This is a genomic window from Pseudazoarcus sp. NS34 (assembly GCF_059703725.1).
Genome location: NZ_BAAKIZ010000001.1, coordinates 221,775 through 240,455, shown reverse-complemented (window position 1 = coordinate 240,455; position 18,681 = coordinate 221,775). Strand labels below are relative to the sequence as shown.

19 protein-coding genes are annotated in these 18,681 nt (G+C 62.8%); 12 read left to right on the top strand and 7 right to left on the bottom strand.

The genetic code is table 11. The annotated features are described in order from the left end of the window. Positions 1-70: 70 nt before the first annotated feature. Positions 71-1,447, top strand: a complete 1,377-nt coding sequence (locus tag AC6H0N_RS01190) for a DUF2868 domain-containing protein (protein ID WP_497572223.1) — start codon at positions 71-73, stop codon at positions 1,445-1,447. Continuing rightward, positions 1,444-2,841 (top strand): GTPase/DUF3482 domain-containing protein, encoded by a 1,398-nt coding sequence (locus tag AC6H0N_RS01185; RefSeq protein ID WP_497572222.1) that lies wholly within the window; start codon positions 1,444-1,446, stop codon positions 2,839-2,841. The genes AC6H0N_RS01190 and AC6H0N_RS01185 overlap by 4 nt, the downstream gene beginning before the upstream one ends. Here AC6H0N_RS01185 and murJ read toward each other — a convergent pair. After that, positions 2,838-4,376, bottom strand: a complete 1,539-nt coding sequence (murJ, locus tag AC6H0N_RS01180; RefSeq protein ID WP_497572221.1) for a murein biosynthesis integral membrane protein MurJ — start codon at positions 4,374-4,376, stop codon at positions 2,838-2,840. The genes AC6H0N_RS01185 and murJ overlap by 4 nt on opposite strands. A 230-nt stretch (positions 4,377-4,606) precedes the next feature. Here murJ and rpsT point away from each other — a divergent pair, with 230 nt between their 5' ends. The 8 genes from rpsT to AC6H0N_RS01140 all read left to right on the top strand — a co-directional run bounded on the left by rpsT (position 4,607) and on the right by AC6H0N_RS01140 (position 10,368). Continuing rightward, the gene (rpsT, locus tag AC6H0N_RS01175) at positions 4,607-4,873 is read left to right on the top strand and encodes a 30S ribosomal protein S20 (protein WP_497572220.1); all 267 of its coding nucleotides are present in this window, start codon (positions 4,607-4,609) and stop codon (positions 4,871-4,873) included. A gap of 191 nt (positions 4,874-5,064) precedes the next feature. After that, on the top strand, positions 5,065-6,237 hold the full coding sequence (locus AC6H0N_RS01170; RefSeq protein ID WP_497572219.1) for an aspartate aminotransferase family protein: 1,173 nt from the start codon (positions 5,065-5,067) through the stop codon (positions 6,235-6,237). Positions 6,238-6,246: 9 nt separating this feature from the next. Further along, entirely contained in the window at positions 6,247-7,170 is a 924-nt protein-coding gene (argF, locus tag AC6H0N_RS01165; RefSeq protein WP_497572218.1) for an ornithine carbamoyltransferase, read from the top strand. Between the two features lie 128 nt (positions 7,171-7,298). After that, positions 7,299-8,531, top strand: a complete 1,233-nt coding sequence (locus tag AC6H0N_RS01160; RefSeq protein ID WP_497572217.1) for an argininosuccinate synthase — start codon at positions 7,299-7,301, stop codon at positions 8,529-8,531. A gap of 24 nt (positions 8,532-8,555) precedes the next feature. Further along, on the top strand, positions 8,556-8,786 hold the full coding sequence (locus tag AC6H0N_RS01155; RefSeq protein WP_497572216.1) for a DUF2788 domain-containing protein: 231 nt from the start codon (positions 8,556-8,558) through the stop codon (positions 8,784-8,786). Positions 8,787-8,796: 10 nt separating this feature from the next. Then, positions 8,797-9,117 carry a pyrimidine/purine nucleoside phosphorylase gene (gene ppnP / locus AC6H0N_RS01150; protein ID WP_497572215.1) on the top strand — a complete coding sequence of 107 codons (321 nt, stop codon included), beginning with the start codon at positions 8,797-8,799 and terminating at the stop codon, positions 9,115-9,117. Between the two features lie 118 nt (positions 9,118-9,235). Next, a complete protein-coding gene (locus AC6H0N_RS01145) occupies positions 9,236-9,721 on the top strand; it encodes a YajQ family cyclic di-GMP-binding protein (RefSeq protein WP_497572214.1) in 486 nt (161 codons plus the stop codon). Between the two features lie 107 nt (positions 9,722-9,828). Further along, positions 9,829-10,368 (top strand): GspH/FimT family pseudopilin, encoded by a 540-nt coding sequence (locus AC6H0N_RS01140; RefSeq protein ID WP_497572213.1) that lies wholly within the window; start codon positions 9,829-9,831, stop codon positions 10,366-10,368. A 4-nt stretch (positions 10,369-10,372) separates the two neighbouring features. On the opposite strand, the gene AC6H0N_RS01135 is transcribed toward AC6H0N_RS01140, so the two are convergent. From AC6H0N_RS01135 to AC6H0N_RS01110, 6 genes are read right to left on the bottom strand one after another with little or no spacing between them, the layout of a single operon-like run. Continuing rightward, positions 10,373-10,804 (bottom strand): type IV pilin protein, encoded by a 432-nt coding sequence (locus tag AC6H0N_RS01135; protein WP_497572212.1) that lies wholly within the window; start codon positions 10,802-10,804, stop codon positions 10,373-10,375. Between the two features lie 8 nt (positions 10,805-10,812). After that, positions 10,813-14,340, bottom strand: a complete 3,528-nt coding sequence (locus AC6H0N_RS01130; RefSeq protein WP_497572211.1) for a pilus assembly protein — start codon at positions 14,338-14,340, stop codon at positions 10,813-10,815. 19 nt (positions 14,341-14,359) lie between these two features. Beyond that, on the bottom strand, positions 14,360-14,941 hold the full coding sequence (locus AC6H0N_RS01125) for a pilus assembly PilX family protein (protein WP_497572210.1): 582 nt from the start codon (positions 14,939-14,941) through the stop codon (positions 14,360-14,362). Then, a complete protein-coding gene (locus AC6H0N_RS01120; protein ID WP_497572209.1) occupies positions 14,938-15,963 on the bottom strand; it encodes a prepilin-type N-terminal cleavage/methylation domain-containing protein in 1,026 nt (341 codons plus the stop codon). The genes AC6H0N_RS01125 and AC6H0N_RS01120 overlap by 4 nt, the downstream gene beginning before the upstream one ends. Further along, positions 15,960-16,412 (bottom strand): type IV pilus modification protein PilV, encoded by a 453-nt coding sequence (gene pilV, locus AC6H0N_RS01115; protein ID WP_497572208.1) that lies wholly within the window; start codon positions 16,410-16,412, stop codon positions 15,960-15,962. The genes AC6H0N_RS01120 and pilV overlap by 4 nt, the downstream gene beginning before the upstream one ends. Continuing rightward, positions 16,409-16,909, bottom strand: coding sequence for a GspH/FimT family pseudopilin (locus tag AC6H0N_RS01110; protein WP_497572207.1), 501 nt, complete (start codon positions 16,907-16,909; stop codon positions 16,409-16,411). The genes pilV and AC6H0N_RS01110 overlap by 4 nt, the downstream gene beginning before the upstream one ends. 146 nt (positions 16,910-17,055) lie before the next feature. Between AC6H0N_RS01110 and AC6H0N_RS01105 the strand changes: the two genes are divergently transcribed. Together AC6H0N_RS01105 and AC6H0N_RS01100 are read left to right on the top strand one after the other, a co-directional pair. Then, a complete protein-coding gene (locus AC6H0N_RS01105; RefSeq protein WP_497572206.1) occupies positions 17,056-17,664 on the top strand; it encodes a CoA pyrophosphatase in 609 nt (202 codons plus the stop codon). Between the two features lie 74 nt (positions 17,665-17,738). Then, on the top strand, positions 17,739-18,665 hold the full coding sequence (locus AC6H0N_RS01100; RefSeq protein WP_497572205.1) for a CobD/CbiB family protein: 927 nt from the start codon (positions 17,739-17,741) through the stop codon (positions 18,663-18,665). The last annotated feature ends 16 nt before the right edge of the window (positions 18,666-18,681 follow it).

Sequence of the window (18,681 nt, the reverse complement as noted above, 5' to 3'; positions counted from 1 at the left end):
GCTGATCCTGTCCGGGCGGGGGTCTCGGCTATGCTATGGGCTCGATTCTGCCGGATGTGAATTGCGTCATATGCTCACCGATCCACTCTCTTCGTTTGAAGCCCGCTGGTTGGCCGAAACCTTGCGGTTGCGCGAACGTACGCAAGGACGGCTCGACGATGCCGCCGCGCTCGTGGTGGCGCGCAGCGAAGCGAGCGGGTTCGAGCCGCGTGTCGTCGCGCGCGCCGCCCGGCTGGGTGAGCGGCTGGGCCTGAGGCAAGCACTCGAAAGCTGGTCAGGGCGGGTTCGCTTGGCGGCCCTTGTCATGCTCCTGGTGGGGCTGGTGGCCGGGGTGGGCGCCGGGCTGGCCGTGGCCGGTGACGGTTTGCGCCCGATCAACGTGGTGTGGGCGCTGGGCGGATTGCTGGGGCTGCATGTATTGAGCCTGTTGGTGTGGTTGGCGGGGTTTGTGTTTGCGGGCGGCGCGCCACTCGGCTTCGGTGCGCTGTGGAACGGGCTATCTGCCCGGATGGCGGCGGGTGTCACCGAGGTGCCGCGCGCCTTCGTGTCGCTGCACCGGCGCGCCGGGATCATGCCGTGGTGGTTGGGGGCGGCAACCCACGCAATGTGGAGCATGGCGCTGACCGGCGCCCTGGCGGGTCTGACCGCCTCCTTTCTACTGCGCGGGCACGTCTTCGTGTGGGAGACCACCTTGTTGTCACCGGGGTTCTTTGTCGACCTGGTTACCGCGCTTGGTTACCTCCCTTCGCTGCTTGGATTTCCGCTGCCCGACGCGGCGACCGTGGTGGCCAGCGGGACGTCGGCGCTGACTGACGAGGCAGCTCGCCGTACCTGGGCCTGGTGGTTGGTGGGTTGCGTGCTGGTGTATGGCTGGTTGCCGCGAGTGGTGCTGTGGGCCGTCTGCGTGTGGCGCGTGCGGACCGGGCGGGCGCGGCTGCGGCTGGATGTGTCCTTGCCGGGGTTTGCCGAACTCGCCGCTGATCTGGCTCCAGCCAGTGTGCGCATGGGCGTGACCGACGCCGCGCCGGCGTCGATCGCGCTTGCGCGTATCGATAATCCGCACGGCTTCGACGGCCCGCCCACACTGATCGGTATCGAGCTGCGCGGCGACCGCCACTGGCCGCCCGACTTGCCGCGCGGCGTGCGCGACATCGGCGTGGCCGACACGCGGGAGCAGCGCGCGCAGCTGCGCGAGACGCTGGCGGCCAGCCCGGCGCGCCGTCTGCTGGTGGCGTGCGACGGGCGGCTGTCGCCCGATCGCGGCAGCCTGTCGCTGATTGCCGATCTATCGCATCACGCCGGGCGCTGCGCGGTATGGCTGCTGGGCGCTTCGGGCGAGCGCGCTGCACGTTGGCATGAGGCGCTGGAGGGCGTTGGCTTGAGCGCCGATGCCATCATCACGGACGAAGCGGCGGCACTCGCTTGGCTCGCCGGGGAGGGCGCATGAAGCACGCCGACAATACGCGGCCGGTCCGTCTTGCGGTGGTGGGCCATACCAATACCGGCAAGACGTCGCTGATGCGAACGCTGTCGCGCGACACCGGCTTCGGCGAAGTGTCGAGCCGGCCGAGCACGACGCGCCATGTAGAAGGCGTGCGCCTGATGGCCGACGGCGAAGTGCTGGTCGAGCTGTACGACACGCCGGGCATGGAAGACCCGATCGCCTTGCTTGAGCTGCTCGAAGGCATCACGGCCGAAGACGGCGGCCGGCTCGACGGCCCGGCGCGCGTCGAGCGCTTTCTGGCCAGCGATGCGGCGCGTACGCGCTTCGAGCAAGAGGCCAAGGTGTTGCGTCAGCTGCTGGCGAGTGACGCCGGTTTTTATGTGGTCGATGCGCGCGATCCCGTACTGGCCAAGCATCGCGACGAGCTCGCCATCCTTGGCGCCTGCGCCGTGCCGCTGTTGCCGGTGCTGAATTTCGTGCGCAGCCCGGATGCAGACGAAGCGGCCTGGCGCGAGGCTTTGTCACGCCTTGGCCTGCATGCGGTGGTGCGCTTCGATAGCGTGACGCCCGAGCGCGATGGTGAGCGTCGGCTGTATGAAAAGCTCGGCACCGTGCTCGATGTGTGGCAGCCGGCACTGGAGCGGCTGATCGCGTGTCGCGAGCGTGAGGCGCAGGAGCGGCATGTGGCTGCGCTGTGTTTGGTCGCCGGGCTGTTGATTGATGTTGCTGCGGCGCGCTTGCGTATTGATGCCGGCGATGAGGCGGCCGAGCGGCGAGCCGTTTCCGATCTGTCCGAGCGCGTGCGTCGACACGAGCAGGCGTGCATTGATGCGCTGCTGTCGCTCTACCGATTCCGCTCCGGCGACGTCGATGCCGACGCCTTGCCGCTCGCAGACGGGCGCTGGGAGCACGACCTGTTCCACCCGGAGACCGTGCTGGACATGGGCGTCAAGCTCGGCACCGGTGCGGCGGCGGGTGCGGCGGCCGGTGTTGGCGTTGATTTGATGTTCGGCGGCATGACGCTGGGCGCCGCAGCGGCGATCGGTGCTCTGGCCGGCGGCGGTGTGCAGGCGGTGCGGCATTTCGGGGAGCGTGTATTCGGCGTATTCACCGGCAAGCGAGACCTTGCCGTGGATGATTCCATCCTGCGCCTGCTGGCCCTGCGCGAGCTCTCGCTGGTGGCGGCGCTGGAGGCGCGCGGCCATGCGGCGATGGCGCCGTTGCGTCAGACCGTCGAAGGTGAGCGCTGGCGCGAGGGCGAATTGCTGCCCACGCTGTCGCGGGCGCGCGGCCATCCGGATTGGTCGGCCCTGCTCGGCGAGGCCGATGAGGCCGAGCGCGATCGGGCCGTCGAGGCGCTTGTTGTGGAAATCGAGGAGCGGAAGGGCGCCGACTAGCGCGCCACGCTCTTGCGGAAATCGCTTGGGCGAAAGCCCAGCAGCAACAGCGTGGCGAAATAGGCCGTCATGCCGCCGGCCACCAGCGCGCCCAGGCGCCACAGCCGTTCGACGGCTGACCATTCCAGCCACGCCGATTGCTCGCCCATGCCGAACCACAGCACGACGCCGAGCACGACCAGCGCCACCGCGAGTTTCGCGATGAAGCTGGTCCAGCCCGGCAGCGGCATGAACACGCCGTTGCGACGCAACCGGTGGTAGAGCAGGCCGGCGTTGAGCAGCGAAGCCAGCCCGATCGACAGCGCCAGCCCGGTGTGTTGCAGCGGCACGATGAAGATCAGGTTCATGACCTGTGTGGCGGCCAGCGTGATGAGCGCGAATTTCACCGGTGTGCGGATGTCCTGCCGGGCGTAGAAGCCGGGCGCGAGGATCTTCACCGCGATCAGGCCGGTCAGGCCCACGCTGTAAGCCACGAGAGCGGTACGCGTGTGCAGCACGTCTTGCGGCGTGAAGGCGCCGTGTTGGAACAGGGTGGAAATCAGCGGCACGGCCAGCACGGCCAGTGCGAGCGCGGCCGGCAGGGTCAGCATCAGCGTAAGGCGCAGGCCCCAGTCGAGCATCGACGAAAATTCTTCGGCCTTGCCGTCGGCGTTGAGCTTGGAAAGCCCCGGCAGCAGGATGGTGCCGAGCGCGGCGCCGAGTAATCCGGCCGGGAATTCCATCAGCCGGTCGGCGTAATACAGCCACGACACGCTGCCACTCTGCAGGAATGACGCGAAGATGGTGTTGATGAATAGCGAGATCTGTGCCACCGAAACTGCGAGCATGGCCGGCAGCATCAGCTTCATCACGCGCTGCACGCCGGGATCGGACCATTTGAAGTCGAAGCGCGGCAGCATGCCGATCTTCGCCAGTGGGCGCAGCTGTAGCGCGAGCTGTAGCAAGCCGCCGATGAACACCGCCCACGCCAGCGCCAGCACCGGCGTATCGAAATACGGTGCGGCGAACAGCGCCATGGCGATGAAGGAGAGGTTCAGCAGCACCGGCGTGAAGGCCGGAATCGCGAAGCGGCTCCAGGTATTGAGCACGCCGCCGGCCAGCGCCACCAGCGACATGAACAGGATGTAGGGCGCGGTGATGCGCGTCATTTCGACGGTGAGCGCGAACTTGTCGGGGTCGGCGGCAAAGCCTGGTGCCGAGATGTAGACGATGATCGGCGCGGCGACGATGCCAAGCAGTGAAATGGCCGTGACGACCAGCCCGAGCAGGGTGGCCACCCGGTTGACCAGCGTGTGCGCTTCTTCCTCGCCGCGGCGGTTGCGGTACTCGGCGAGGATGGGGACGAAGGCCTGCGAGAAGGCGCCCTCGGCGAACATGCGGCGCAGGATATTGGGCAGGCGGAAGGCGACAAAGAAGGCGTCGCTCGCCACGCCGGCGCCGAAGGTGCGCGCGATGACGAAGTCGCGCACGAAGCCGAGTACGCGCGAGATCAGCGTCATGCTGCTGACCGTGGCGAGGGCGCGAAGAAGGTTCATGCGGCGGGCTTTGGGGTGAAAGCCGCCATGATACCGGGGAAGAGTGGGCAGGTTTGCGTCGAGCCGCTGCCGCGCGCTGGATCGACAGAGCTCGTGTGCATTTCCGCGCTACCATGTGGCCTGCCTCAATGGCTGCGGCGCTTACCCGGACGAAACCGCGTCTTGCACATTTGCAGATCACCCGGTAGACTGCCGCGTTTCGTAGAACCTATTACCTCGGAAGAACAAACATGGCCAATTCGGCACAAGCCCGCAAGCGCGCCCGCCAGGCCGTCAAGGCCCGCGGTCACAACATCAGCCTCCGTTCGCGCCTGCGTACCGCCATCAAGGCCGTTCGCAAGGCTGTTGAAGGTGGTGACAAGGCTGCCGCGCAGACGGTGTTCAGCACGTCGATGAGCACCATCGACAGCATCGCTGACAAGAAGATCATCCACAAGAACAAGGCCGCTCGTCACAAGAGCCGCCTGTCGGCCGCCGTCAAGGCGATGGCTGCCTGATCCGTTCCGGATGAAGCGAATGCGGCGGCCAAGGCCGCCGTTTTCGTTTGTGCCGCAGGTACTTGTGGGGGCTTGAGCGCCCGCGTTTCCTGTACTTTCGCGGCGCTTTCGCTTAGTATCTTGCGCTTTCCGACCCACGGCGGCGCCTGCCGCCGTGTGCGTTTCTGGATTGATCCGACCGGGGATTACCGATGTCGCACCTGATGAATACCTACGCCAGGTTGCCGGTGGCGTTTACCCATGGCGAAGGTGTCTGGCTCTTCGATGAGACCGGCAAGCGTTATCTCGATGCGCTGTCCGGCATTGCGGTGTCAACGCTGGGCCACAATCACCCGCGTCTCGTGCGTGCGATCGCCCAGCAGGCGGCGTGCCTGCTGCATACCTCCAATCTCTATCGCATCCCGTTGCAGGAAGAGCTCGCCGATCGTCTGGCGGCGCTGTCCGGCATGGACGAGGTGTTTTTCTGCAATTCCGGCTGCGAGGCCAACGAGGCTGCGATCAAGCTCGCGCGCATGCACGGCCACAAGCGCGAGATCAGCAACCCGACCATCATCGTCATGGAGAGCGCCTTCCACGGCCGCACCCTGGCGACGCTGTCTGCCACCGGCAACCGCAAGGCGCAGGCCGGCTTCGAGCCGCTGGTTTCGGGTTTCCTGCGTGTGCCGTATCGCGACATCGAAGCCATCCGCAAGGTCGCCGAGCACAATTCGAACGTCGTCGCCGTGATGGTGGAAATGATTCAGGGCGAGGGCGGCGTTCACATTGCCGATGAGACCTTCCAGCGCGACCTGCGCCAGATCTGCGACGAGCGTGGCTGGCTGCTGATCTGCGACGAGGTGCAGTGCGGCATGGGCCGTACCGGCAAGTGGTTCGGCTTCCAGCATGCTGACGTCAAGCCCGACGTAATGACGCTGGCCAAAGGCCTTGGGTCGGGTGTGCCGATTGGCGCCTGCCTGACTTCAGGTCGGGCTAAGGGGCTGTTCGGCCCGGGCAACCACGGCTCGACCTTCGGCGGCAATCCGCTGGCCTGCGCCGCAGCGCTCGAGACCGTTGCGACCATTGAAGACGACGGCTTGATGGCCAGCGCGGTGAAGGTGGGTGACGCCATCCGTTCGGGCATTGCCAAGGCGCTCGACGGCGTTCCCGGGCTGGTCGACATCCGCGGCCGCGGTCTGATGGTCGGTATCGAGCTTGATCGGCCGTGCGGCGAGCTGGTTGGCAAGGCGCTGGACGCCGGCGTGCTGATCAACGTCACCTCCGAGCGCGTGGTGCGGCTGTTGCCGCCGCTGACCTTCAGCGAGCAGGACGCGGCGAAGCTGGTCGAGTTGCTGACCCCCTTGCTCCGCGACTTTCTGGCGCAGTGATTACAGCCTATGACTGCGCCCCGACATTATCTTCAGTTCCGTGATTTCAGCCGCGAAGAGTACGACCACATCTTCGAACGCACACGCTGGATCAAGGACAAGTTCAAACGCTACGAGCCGTATCACCCGCTGTTCGATCGCACGCTGGTGATGATCTTCGAGAAGGCCAGCACGCGTACGCGGCTGTCCTTCGAAGCGGGCATGCATCAGCTTGGCGGTTCGGCGATCTATCTGAATACGCGCGACTCGCAGCTCGGCCGAGGTGAGCCGGTTGAAGACGCTGCGCAGGTCGTCTCGCGCATGTGTGACGCGGTGATGATCCGTACCTTTGAGCAGGAAATCATCGAGCGCTTTGCCGCGAATTCGCGCGTGCCGGTGATCAACGGCCTGACCAACGAATATCACCCGTGCCAGATCCTGGCCGACATCTTCACCTTCATCGAGCACCGCGGCCCCATTCAGGGCAAGACGGTGGCGTGGATCGGCGACTCGAACAACATGTGCAACACCTGGCTGCAGGCGGCTGAAGTGCTTGGTTTCAACGTGCATGTGTCGACCCCGCCGGGCTACGAAGTCGAGCCGGAACGTGCGGGCCTGTACGGCACCGACCATTTCGAGGAGTTTGCCGACCCGATGGACGCTTGCCGGGGCGCCGATCTGGTGACCACCGATGTGTGGACGTCGATGGGTTTCGAGGCCGAGAACGAAGAACGCATGAAGGCCTTCGCGGACTGGTGCGTGGATGCGGACATGATGGCGGTGGCCAGGCCGGAGGCGCTGTTCATGCACTGCTTGCCGGCGCACCGTGGCGAAGAAGTGACGGCCGACGTGATCGACGGATCGCATTCGGTGGTGTGGGACGAGGCGGAGAACCGCCTGCACGCACAGAAGGCGCTGATGGAGTTCCTGTTGCTCGGCAAGGTAGAAACCTAGCCGCCGCGCGGCTACAAGTGCAGCGCGTCGGGCGGAAGTATCGCGCGGGTTCTCGACGTGGGCTGCGTTGAGCGGGAACGACGAATTCAATCACGGCGCCTTGCGCGCCAAACTGACTGGAAACACAGATGAGCGATGTGAACAAAGTCGTGCTCGCTTACTCGGGCGGGCTGGATACCTCGGTGATCCTGAAATGGCTGCAGGATACCTATGCCTGCGAAGTCGTGACCTTCACGGCCGACCTCGGCCAGGGCGAAGAGCTTGAGCCGGCGCGCACCAAGGCGCTGAAGTTCGGCATCAAGCCCGAGAACATCTTCATCGACGATCTGCGCGAAGAATTCGTGCGCGACTTCGTGTTTCCGATGTTCCGCGCCAACACCGTCTACGAAGGCGAGTACCTGCTCGGTACCTCGATCGCGCGTCCGCTCATCGCCAAGCGCCAGATCGAGATTGCCAAGGCTAGCGGCGCCAATGCCGTGTCGCACGGCGCGACCGGCAAGGGCAACGACCAGGTGCGTTTCGAGCTCGGCTACTACGCGCTGATGCCCAACGTGAAGGTCATTGCGCCGTGGCGCGAGTGGGACCTGCTGTCGCGCGAGAAGCTGCTGGCCTACGCCGAGAAGCACGGCATTCCGATCGAGATGAAGCACAAACAGGGCGGTTCACCCTACTCGATGGACGCCAACCTGCTGCACATTTCCTACGAAGGCCGTCACCTTGAGGACCCTGCCGCCGAGGCGGAGGAGTCCATGTGGCGCTGGACGGTGTCGCCGGAAGCTGCGCCGGATGCGGCTGAATACGTTGATCTGGAATTCGAACGCGGCGATCTGGTGGCCATCAACGGCACGCGCATGAAGGCGCACGAACTGCTCGCCAAGCTCAACGAAATGGGCGGCAAGCACGGCATCGGCAGGCTGGATCTGGTCGAGAACCGCTACGTCGGCATGAAGAGCCGCGGCTGCTACGAGACGCCGGGCGGCACCATCCTGCTCAAGGCCCACCGCGCCATCGAGTCGATCACGCTCGACCGCGAAGTCGCGCATCTGAAGGACGACCTGATGCCACGCTACGCCAGCGTGATCTACAACGGCTACTGGTGGAGCCCCGAGCGCCAGGCGCTACAGGCGTTGATCGACCAGACGCAGGGCGTGGTCAATGGCTGGGTGCGCCTGAAACTGTACAAGGGCAACGTCATCGTCACCGGCCGTGATTCGAAGAGCGATTCGCTGTTCGATCCGACCATTGCCACGTTTGAGGACGACGCAGGCGCCTACGATCAGCGTGACGCCCACGGCTTCATCCGCCTGAATGCGCTGCGCATGCGCATTGCCGCCAACGCCAAGACCCGGCGCGGCGGCTGACGGGATATGGGGCGGTAGCAAGGCATGCAGACCCCGCCGACCATCTTCGGCCTGACGGTCGCCGAGTTCGAGGCGATCTCGCTGAAGGTGCTGCTCACCGCCCTGATCCTGTACATGATCTTCATCATTGGCAACCTGGCCTGGAAGTCCAAGGCGGGCAAGTACGGCACGATGTGGATGTTCGTCGCGCTTGGCCTGGGTTTCCTCGGGTTTATCTCCAAGCCTCTCATCCAGCGTTATCTGGGCATCGAGTAAAGGGATCTTCATGAGCATTACCGAAAAATATTCCGGCGTTGAACTGCAGACCGCGGCCAACGTGTATTTCGACGGCAAATGCGTCAGCCACAACTTCATCACCGCCGACGGTAATCACAAGTCGGTCGGTGTCGTCCTGCCGGCCAAGCTGACTTTCGGTACCGGCAAGCCCGAAATCATGGAATGCGTGGCGGGTGGTTGCCGTTACCTGCTCAAGGGCGACAGCGAGTGGAAGAGCTGCTCGGCTGGCGAGATGTTCAGCATTCCGGGCGATTCGAGCTTCGACATTGAAGTGGATAAGGCCTTTCACTACATCTGCCACTACGGCTGAACGCCTTTCGGTCGGACGCGCTGCGCGTATTTGACCTGAGACTGCACGCGACTGCTGGCCGGACAAGCGCCGCTTCTCCGGCACTACCCCCAAGAATCCCCTTCAGGAGGTTCTCTGCATGCCTTCCTTCGACATCACGTCCGAAGTCGACCTCGTTGCGCTGAAGAACGCCGTCGACGTCGCCAATCGCAAGATCACCAATCGCTATGACTTCAAGGGCACAAGCGCCACCATCGAGCAGGCCGACAAGCTGCTGACGCTGATCGGCGACAGCGACTTCCAGCTCGAACAGATGATGGCCATCCTGCTGCCCGAGATGACCGGCAAGAAGATCGACGTGCGTTGCCTCGAGCATGGCGACGTGCAGAAGGTCGGTGGCTTCAAGGTCAAACAGGAACTCAAGGTGCGCGTCGGCATCGAGCAGGAAGCCTCGAAGAAGATCGTGCGCATCCTCAAGGACAGCAAGCTCAAGGTCCAGGCCGCCATCCAGGGCGAGGCCGTGCGCGTGTCCGGCGCCAAACGCGACGTGCTGCAGGATGCCATCGCGCTGGTGAAGAAGGATGTCACCGACATTCCGCTGCAGTTCGGCAACTTCCGGGACTGATAGCCGCCGGTCGGAACTATTTGGCATTGCCTTTTCTGTTAATGCCAAGTGGGTACATAAAAATCTATAGTGCATGAAACATCCGAACTTTTCTGTCGGAGGTGTTCATGCTCGAGTTACGAAAGGCCGCAGCCTACGGGCTGACTCTAGTCGAACTGCTCGTCATTCTGGCGGTGTCAGCAGTGTTGCTTGGCATTGGATTGCCATCGTTCGCCAGCACTTTGCGAGACCACCGTCTAACAGTGTTTTCGAATGACCTGAGGGCGGCAATGCTACTGGCTCGTTCGGAAGCGATCCGACGAGGTCGTCGAGTCACGTTGTGCGCGAGCACCGACGGTCTGCAATGCGTGGCGGGGGCGGGATGGGCTTCGGGATGGATCATGTTTCCCGATGCCAATTCGAATGCCTTGCGCGACCCGGACGAGACGCTCATCGTCTCCCGAAATGTCGGTTTTCCTGGGCTTGTTGCGCCGGGAAACGCAAGCCTGGCGCGCTATCTTTCCTACCTTCCGAGCGGGGTATCCCGTACGGTCACGGGGGCGTTGCAGATGGGCACCATCCGCATCTGCAACGGCAGCCACGAGCGCGCACTCATCGTGAGCGCCACGGGGCGCGTACGCGTAGAGCGCAGTACAGGTTGCACCTGATCTCTTACCAGCAGCTCGCGACCGTTCCAGTGCCTGATTCGCCGCGCGCGCCGGTTTGGTCGACGGTCAAGGTTCCACACTCGGTATCAGCAGTCTGCGCACCTTGCGGGGTTGCAGTGACACGGTAAGTGGTGGCCGCCTGATTGGCTACTGCGATGGTGTAACGCTGATTCAGGTTGCCGTTGGTTCGGCATCCAAGGTTGGGATTGGCGCCGACGTAGGTCAGGTTTGTGGTGTAGAAGCGCTCCATAAACTGGGCGTGCTCAACCATGCAGGCCTTTGCCGCCGCCCGGTTGGTGCGGCGGATGTGGTCTTGGTAGGCGGGGTAGGCGACCGACGCGATGATGCCGAGAATCGCCACCACAATCATGAGCTCAATCAACGTGAAGCCACCGAGTTTCCTGCGTTGGCAGAGGTTGTTTCGAATGGTCGTCATGTTCGCGCTCACTGATTGAGAAGTTCGCGCCAGGAACGGCGGACGGCACCGTTGTCATCCGGTGGGGGCGCGGTGGGGATTTCATCGGCCTCGCCGTCGTCAAGACTGATGAAGAGGTTATTCCCGACGAAAATCGGGTTGTTGGGGCTCGCACCGAAACCGTAGGCGGAGGAGTTGATCTTCTCTCCGGCGACCGTAAGTTGGTCATCCGCGTCGAAGATTCCATCGCGTGTCATGTCGAAGAAGCTATAGCTCAGGCGCGCGCCGGTGAAAGGGTCGATAACCATCACATAGCCGCGCCCGCTCGGGTTGCAAGGGTCAGAGCCGTCGGGGATGCGGCTGGTGCCGATCAAGGCGCCCCCGCGGAACTGATTGGGCGTTACCATTCGTTCGCCCTCCGCTCCATTGGTGGGCGACACGAGGTCAATAAACCAACCGCGGCTATTCGCCAAATCAGTAGCGTTGCCCGCCGAAATGGCGCGGGCCGGCGTGTTGTTGACAGTGCCCTCGGCGATGATGGAGCGCGAAACCAGATCGCTTCGGCCACCACTGATAGCCGTGCCGTCATCAATCAGTCCATACCAGGTTTGCGCCGCCAGAGAAGTGACGTCGCTGGTGTTGAGGTATTGCCCTGTGCCGAAAAATACCCAGCGTTGATTGGTTTTGATGTTGCGGCCAACCAGCGGTGCGGCCGTGATCGGCTGAGCTACCCCGCCGGCGCTACGGGCCTCGAACAGTTTGGAGACCGTCGGGTTCCCTCCAAGGCTGGAGAATCGCCACAGGTTGCCCAGTCGGTCGCCGGCGTAGGCCATGTCGGTAAACCCGTCGCCGTTCGAATCCCACGGGAAAACAGCTGACAGTGCATTGTTGCCGGAGGTTTGGGTACTCACGGCGGCGGTTGACCCGGATAAGGCGTCGATCATCAGCAACTGCGCGGTGCCTCCCGAGTTGTTGAAGCCGTTGCCGAGCAGTACTTTCCAGTCGTTGTTGCCAAGCTTCACGATCAACGGTTTGCCAAGATTTTGTCCGAGGGCGCTGATGTCCGTAGCACTCTTTTCCCACAGGAAAGTAACGTTCGTTGGGTCGGTCACGTCGAGCGCGAAGATGCCTGGGCGGCCGCGACCCATCGTCCCGATCAGTACTGTGCGCCAGCCCGTCGCGTTGGTATGGACATCGGCCACGGTGAGCTCACCGTCGACGAAATACTTGTGGGCGTAATCCGGATCGGCGATGTCGGCGATGCCGTTCATGATTGCGGTACTTGGAATGAAAGCAAACAATTCGTCGCCAGTATCGGCGTTGAAACCGTGCAGCATGCCGTCGTTGGCGCCGACGTATAACATCGGAGTCCGACCTGCTTGTGCGGACGCAAAGGCAGCGTAGGTGCTGGCGCCGGTAAAGTCGGCGTTCTGATACAGATTGACGTCTGGCGCGCCTACATAGACGGGCTGCGAGTTAACGATATCGCCGAGGAGGCTGGTCCGGGTACGCAGAATTCCTGTACCGCTGGGTGTAATTTCCAACGCACGTACGCCACGGAGGTAGGCGACGATGTCGGTTCCGGTCGCAGCCGTGCCGGAGACGATGTCTGATCCGTTGATGGCTGACTGCTGGGCGTTGCTTAAGTTGTTCCAGGTGAAGCTGCGATAAGCATTGTTGCCGCTCAGCCCGGTCGAAACGAAAATGTTGCGAGAGGCGGGGGTGTCGGCCCCAAGACGCTGCGCGGCGCGCCAGGTCGGAGTTGAGGCAAGCCTGCCGGTATTTGGATCGATAAGATACGCAACCAGGTCGCCGCGCCAGGTACCACTCCAATACTGCGCTTGGTAGGCAAAGGCGGCGTGTACGTCGTCGAGACGAGTCGAGTTGGCCGCCAAGGAGGCGCCGGATCCGAGGCGGTCGGCGATGGTTCCCAGTGCATTCGTCAGACCTTGCACGAAAGCGTCCGAGTCGGCAGCGACAATGAATTCACCCCTTCCGTTCAGCGCCGCATGCCACAGGTCGTCAATATTGGCCTTGCGGTCATCGGCGGGCTCCGGCCACACCAGATCGCCGCTTATCAGGTCATCCAGATCATTCCTGGGGTCGAACGTGCCACGCTCTCCGATCGACACCCCGAAGGTGACCATGTGCTGCCAGAATGCAGGGTTTGCCGAGCTGGTCGGAACGTCGTTCTGCAGGGTTGAACGCAGGTCATTTTTCCAATAATGCATTGCCACGTCGGCCAATGTGTTGGCTCGGCCGTCTTGATACGGCGCGGCGGGCTCGTACTGGTAGCTGGCGCCGCCTGGGCCGGTGATGGTCTCTCCGGTAATGCTGTCGTTGTCGAGTCTGGCGCCCTCGACGCTGGCCTCGTCGCCGTTCCAGTAGCCGTCGGTCGTCAGTATGGTGAAGTTCTGGCGGCAGGATAGATGCCGGCCGTTGACCGGTGGCCCCCACGGCCCGTCATCTGCGGTGCCGCTAAAGTACTGACCAGCGTCGTCAAGCGCCCGTCGCAGTGGCGTGCCGCTGGAGGCGCGCGTGTCGAACAGTCGCTGGAACCATGTTTGCTTGTTGCTGCTGCGAAACAGGCCATCGTCGGTGCCGACTGGGATGCTTTGACGTTGACGATTGTGAATGGTGTTGTAGCCGACGCGATAGTCGTCACTTAGCGTCGAAAAGACGCGGCTGGCTGCGGCCTTGGCCATGCTCGCACGCAATCGGTAATAGGAGAACCAATTGGCGTAGTTCTGGACCTCTTGAGCCACGGTTCGACCCCAGGGTGACAGCGTGCTCCCTGACAGGCTCGTGTAGGAACTGGATGTTCCGTTACTGTCGCTCAAGGTATGAATTCTGGCTTGCCACCGACTGGTGCTCGAATTCCAGCGGAAGTCATAGCGTTTGTACTTACTGTTGCTGGTATCCGCCGGCGCAGGGAGTTGCCCGGTGTCAGGGATGTTGTTGTTGTTCGAGTCGAGGAAGTAAAACCCCTGGTACCGCCAAGGGTGAGTGGCAATAAAGGTATCAGTACAAACGTATCGATCTCGCCCACCAATGCGCACCCATTCACAGTCTGTTTGCACGTATCCGGGAGACGCAGCACTCGACGTCTCGCTGACACTGACGCTCGGCCAGCTCGTTTGAGCCAGATTGAATCGACCGGACTGAACCTCGGTGGAGGGGTCGTAAGGAGCATCCGTAGGATTGACGTCGCCCCATGAAGAACCATCCCACTGTTTCCAGGGGGTGTAGGTCTTGCGCGGGTCGTACCATTGGGAATTCACGCTTGAAGTGCGCAGCCTTATGTCATGTGCGATGACTCCGTTTCCCGGGACGCCGCTCGGCTCACTGCTACTCCACGAAGCATTTGTGCCGGGCATGTGCTGCCATGCCATCGAGCCGGAATCGTCCATCAGGAAATAGATGTTCGGCGGCAATGGTCGAGCCACGACCAAGGGTTGTTGGTCGACGGTGACCTGGGCGCTGGCGCTCGTGGCGGTCAAGCCCGCCAGCAGCCAGGCGGTCGAAGCGATACGGCGGACGCGGTGCGATGTTTTCATGGCGATTCCCGAGACGGTTTCAGTCGTTGCGACGCACGGCCGATTGCAGCACGACGATAGCGCGCGGGTCGTTCGCAGTCGGCGCCTGACTGCGCGCAGTGACACGATAGATGGTGGCGGTGACGGGGCCGGCCGAGCCTCCGCCCATGCCGTAGTTGCCGGAAATGTCACTCAAGCCGCTGCCTTGATCGCTATCTGCTTCGACAGGGCCAGCGAAAATACGTTGGATCAGGTACTGCGGGGTGCCGGCCGACAAGCCGCCGTTGAGCACATAGCCGGCGCCGACGTTGGTCCACCCGTTATTCCCGGTGAAGGCGTCAGCCGGCACCGCCGGGCAAGCAGGGTCAGCGCTGATACAGTCGACGTTGAAATTGGCAGGGTCTGCGGTGATCGCGTCTTGTGCCGCGATAAGAGCGGATTCTGCCGCCTGCATGGCCAGCGATCGGTCGTACATGTTGCCGCTCATGCGTTCCTGCAACGTGGCGTTCTGCATGCCGCCCAGACTCATCAGCGTGATCACGAGGAGCAGGATCAGCGAGACGATAAGGGCGACACCGCGCTGCGCGTGCGTCGTAGGCAAGAGGTGATGTGGCGTCTTCATAGCGCGTTCCTTACGCCAATGATGGTGGTGAAGTCGCGCTGTAGCCGGCCCGCACCGCCGTCGGTGCTGATACGGGAATCGAGGCTCTCGGCGGTGAGTTGGACTTGCACTGCGGTCACGTTTTCCCATTGGGTTGCGCCTGGCGCTTCGGTCAGGGTTGCCTCGTTGTCGAGGCGATACTCCAATTGCATATCGGTGATGCCGGGGACGACCTCTTCTGTGCCGCCTCGGAGCGTTCGCCGATACAAGGAGCGCCCTCCCTCGTTTGCGCGCCCGTTGTTGCCCACATACCAGATCGTCGTCTCCAGGCGGGCGATCTGCGCTCCGCGATCCTCGAAAGAGTAGGTGTCGCCGTTTGGGGTTATGTTCGGCGAGCCGCAGGCGCTGTCTGGGCCGAGGCCTTTAGTGCAATTGCCGGGGTTGGTGGCATTGCCGGTGTTGAAAACAACCGTGTTGTTGCTGTCGTTGTAGTTCGTGATCTGGAAGATTGCGGCGTGACTGAAGTCGCACACGATGACGACGTCTCCATCTCCGAAGGCCGTGGTGGGCACGTTCAGCTTGAAGTTGGCGGCTGCGCCGCTTGAGGAGACATTATGCTCGTCGACGGTGACGCCCGCGCCCACCATGCCTTGCAGCATGATCGCATCGGTTCCTGCAACCCGATCTGGGACGCCGTTGCCGACGGAAACGCCGGGTGCCGCTGTGCCAGCTGCGTAGCCTCGGACGCCGGTCCAGTCTTCCTGCCACCATTGATTGGTGTCATTCACAACATTGGTTAGGGTGCCACTGCCGCAGGCGGTAGCGCCCGCCTGGCGGATGTCGCGGGCGAGCAGCTCGAATGCGGTGCGGGAACTCTCCTGTACCTGCGACAGGCCTTCATTGGTTCGATAGGCGTCGCCGTTGGCGATGACGATGGTGCCGACGCCGCCGAGCAGCACCAGCCCCAGCACCATGGCGACCATCAACTCGATCAGAGTTAGCCCGCGTGTCTTGGCGCGGCAAGTGGGGGCGCGATGTCTCATAGCAGGGCCTGGGTCGAAATGGTCTGTTGTTGAGCGCCGCCGCTGCCGCGCTGATCGTTCCAGCGCACCGTTACCGTGCAAGTGTTAGCGGCACATGCAACGGCACCCACAGCGTCCGGTCCGAGCAGTGTTCGCAGACGGGTGCGCCATTTGCCGAGTTCGTTGGCGGCGAAGGTTGCGCCTGCGGGGTCGTCGGCATCTACGGCGAGATTGAAGTTGCCGTTGACCGCGTTCTCGCGATCGACACGCATGGCGTCGATGATGGAATAGCTTTCAACAACGGCCATGCTGCGCTCCATGGCGCTTTGGTTGTTGCGCAATGCGTTCATTTGTAGACCCGCCAGCCCGAGCAGGCCGAGGGAGAGAACGATCATTGCGATGAGTACTTCAAGAAGACTCAGGCCATTCTGTGATTGTCTTTGCGACGGCGCGCGGCGGAAACGATTCATGGGCAGTTTCCCGTTTGGCGATCGAGAGAGACACGGTTGCCGGGACCGATGCTGACGACACGAAGGTTGGAAGCGGCCAACGCAGTGCTGCAGACCGTGATTGTGTTGCTTCCGCGCGGGAGTCCGTCGGGACCGAATGTCACTGTGTTGGTGGCAAACCCGCTGGTAACCTCGATGGCGTTGGTGTTTCCTGGAGAGGCTCGCCTTGCGACGTTGCCGCTGCTGACAATCCAGTGTTGCCACAAGTCACCGGCGGCGCCTCCAACACATACGGAAGCCGCTGCGTCGTTTGCGCGACAAATGGAGGCTGTACGATTGAGCCGGACGGCCTCCGAGCGTGCGAGGTGCACTGCCGCGATCAGTTCATTCGTCACGCTCGACAGCCGCCACCCGGCCAGAAGATTGTTAAATGCTGGCGCGGCGATTGCCATCAAGACCGCCGCAACGGCCATCGTGATAACGAGTTCGACGAGGGTGAATCCACGGGCTTTGACCATGCGCTTAACCTAATCTGCATTGACTGAACAAGACAGCAGCTGGCGACAAACGCGCTGCTGCGGCCGATCAGCGGCAAGGGACTGCTCGCGGGAGGGCCTGTAGCACTATACTTGCAAGCCATCGCAGCGCATATCAGACATTCTCGATGAATAATCTTGCCGACGAAGTAGAGCAGGTCATCAGCAGGCTACGCGAGGGGTTTCGTCGCTCGTATGTGACGGAGACTATCGTCGAGCTTGGCGTCGAGCCGTCTTCCTCACACATTGCGGCAGCCGTACTCGTTCCGCTGGTGGTGCGTGACGAAGGGCTGTCGGTGTTGCTGACGCTGCGTTCCAATCGCCTGCATCACCATCCCGGCCAGATCTGTTTTCCGGGTGGGCGCATTGAGGAGAGCGACGCGTCGCCCACGATGGCGGCGATTCGCGAGACGGAAGAGGAAGTTGGCTTGGGCGCCGACCGGCTCGAAATTCTGGGGCGCTTGCCGGAGTACTTCTCGCGCACGGGCTTCAGGGTGACGCCGGTGGTGGCGCTGGTGCATCCGCCGTTCGAGCTCAGGCTCGATCCCTTCGAGGTAGCCGAGTCGTTCGAGGTGCCCTTCGGGTTTCTGATGGACGAGTCGAATCACATCCAGCTGGATACCGAGTTTCAGGGGCGTCCGCGACGCGTGGTCTCCATGCCGTATGGCGATTACGACATCTGGGGGACGACCGCCGCGATCCTTGTTTCGCTGCACCGCTTCCTGCGCGAAACCTGACGGAAGCCGCCGGCTGGCATAGGACTTTTGTGTTATGTTGCCCGCCATAGCTGCACTGCAACAATGGCATTGCAATGACACTTTTTGCGCTGATCCTGGCCCTGATTCTTGAGCAGGTGAGACCGCTGCAGCAACATGCGGCGGTGGATGACTTGCTCGGGCGCGCCTGTGCACGGGTTGGGGAGTTGTACGACGACGGCAGTTTCTCCAACGGTCGTCTGGCGTGGTGTCTGGTGGTTGTTTCGAGTGGCGTGCTCACGCTGCTTGCACATTTTCTTCTGCTTTCCCTTCATCCGGTTCTGGCCTTTGCGTTTGGCGCAGGGGTGCTGTATCTCGCCCTGGGCTTTCGCCGCGAAGAGGGCATGTTTACTGACGTCCAGCGTGCACTTGCTGACGACGACGTTGCGGCGGCTTCGCGGCATTTGAGCGATTGGACCGGGCGTGATCATTCGGGTGCTGACGCCACGGAACTGGCCCGCGTTGCCTCCGAACATGCGCTGCTCACGGCTCATCAGGGGCTGTATGGCGTGTTGTTCTGGTTTGTGGTGCTTCCAGGGCCCGCTGGAGTGGTCATGTATCGGTTGGCGCGGCGCTTTCGCGAGCGTTGCGGTGCACGCGAACAGGAAGCTGACTCGGCATTCGGGATTTTTGGCCGGCAAGCCTGGGAGTGGCTGGACGCCGTGCCGGCGCGCATAACGGCCGTGGCCTTTTCGGTGATCGGCAACTTCGAGGATGCGTTGTTCTGCTGGCGGACGCAGGCCGGGCAGTGGGCGGGGCGCGCCGCCGGTATCGTGTTGTCGGCGGGGGCCGGGGCGCTTGGCTTGCGTCTGGGGATGCCGGTGCATCAGGATGGGCAGCTTGTCGATCGACCTGAACTGGGGTTGGGTGCGGCGGTCGACGTTGACCAGTTGCTGCGCGTGGCGCGCATGATCTGGCGGGTGCTGGTGTTGTATGTGCTGGTTCTGGCCTTGCTGGCAATTGCCGGCTGGGTGGGTCGTTGAACGAACTGGGGGTGTG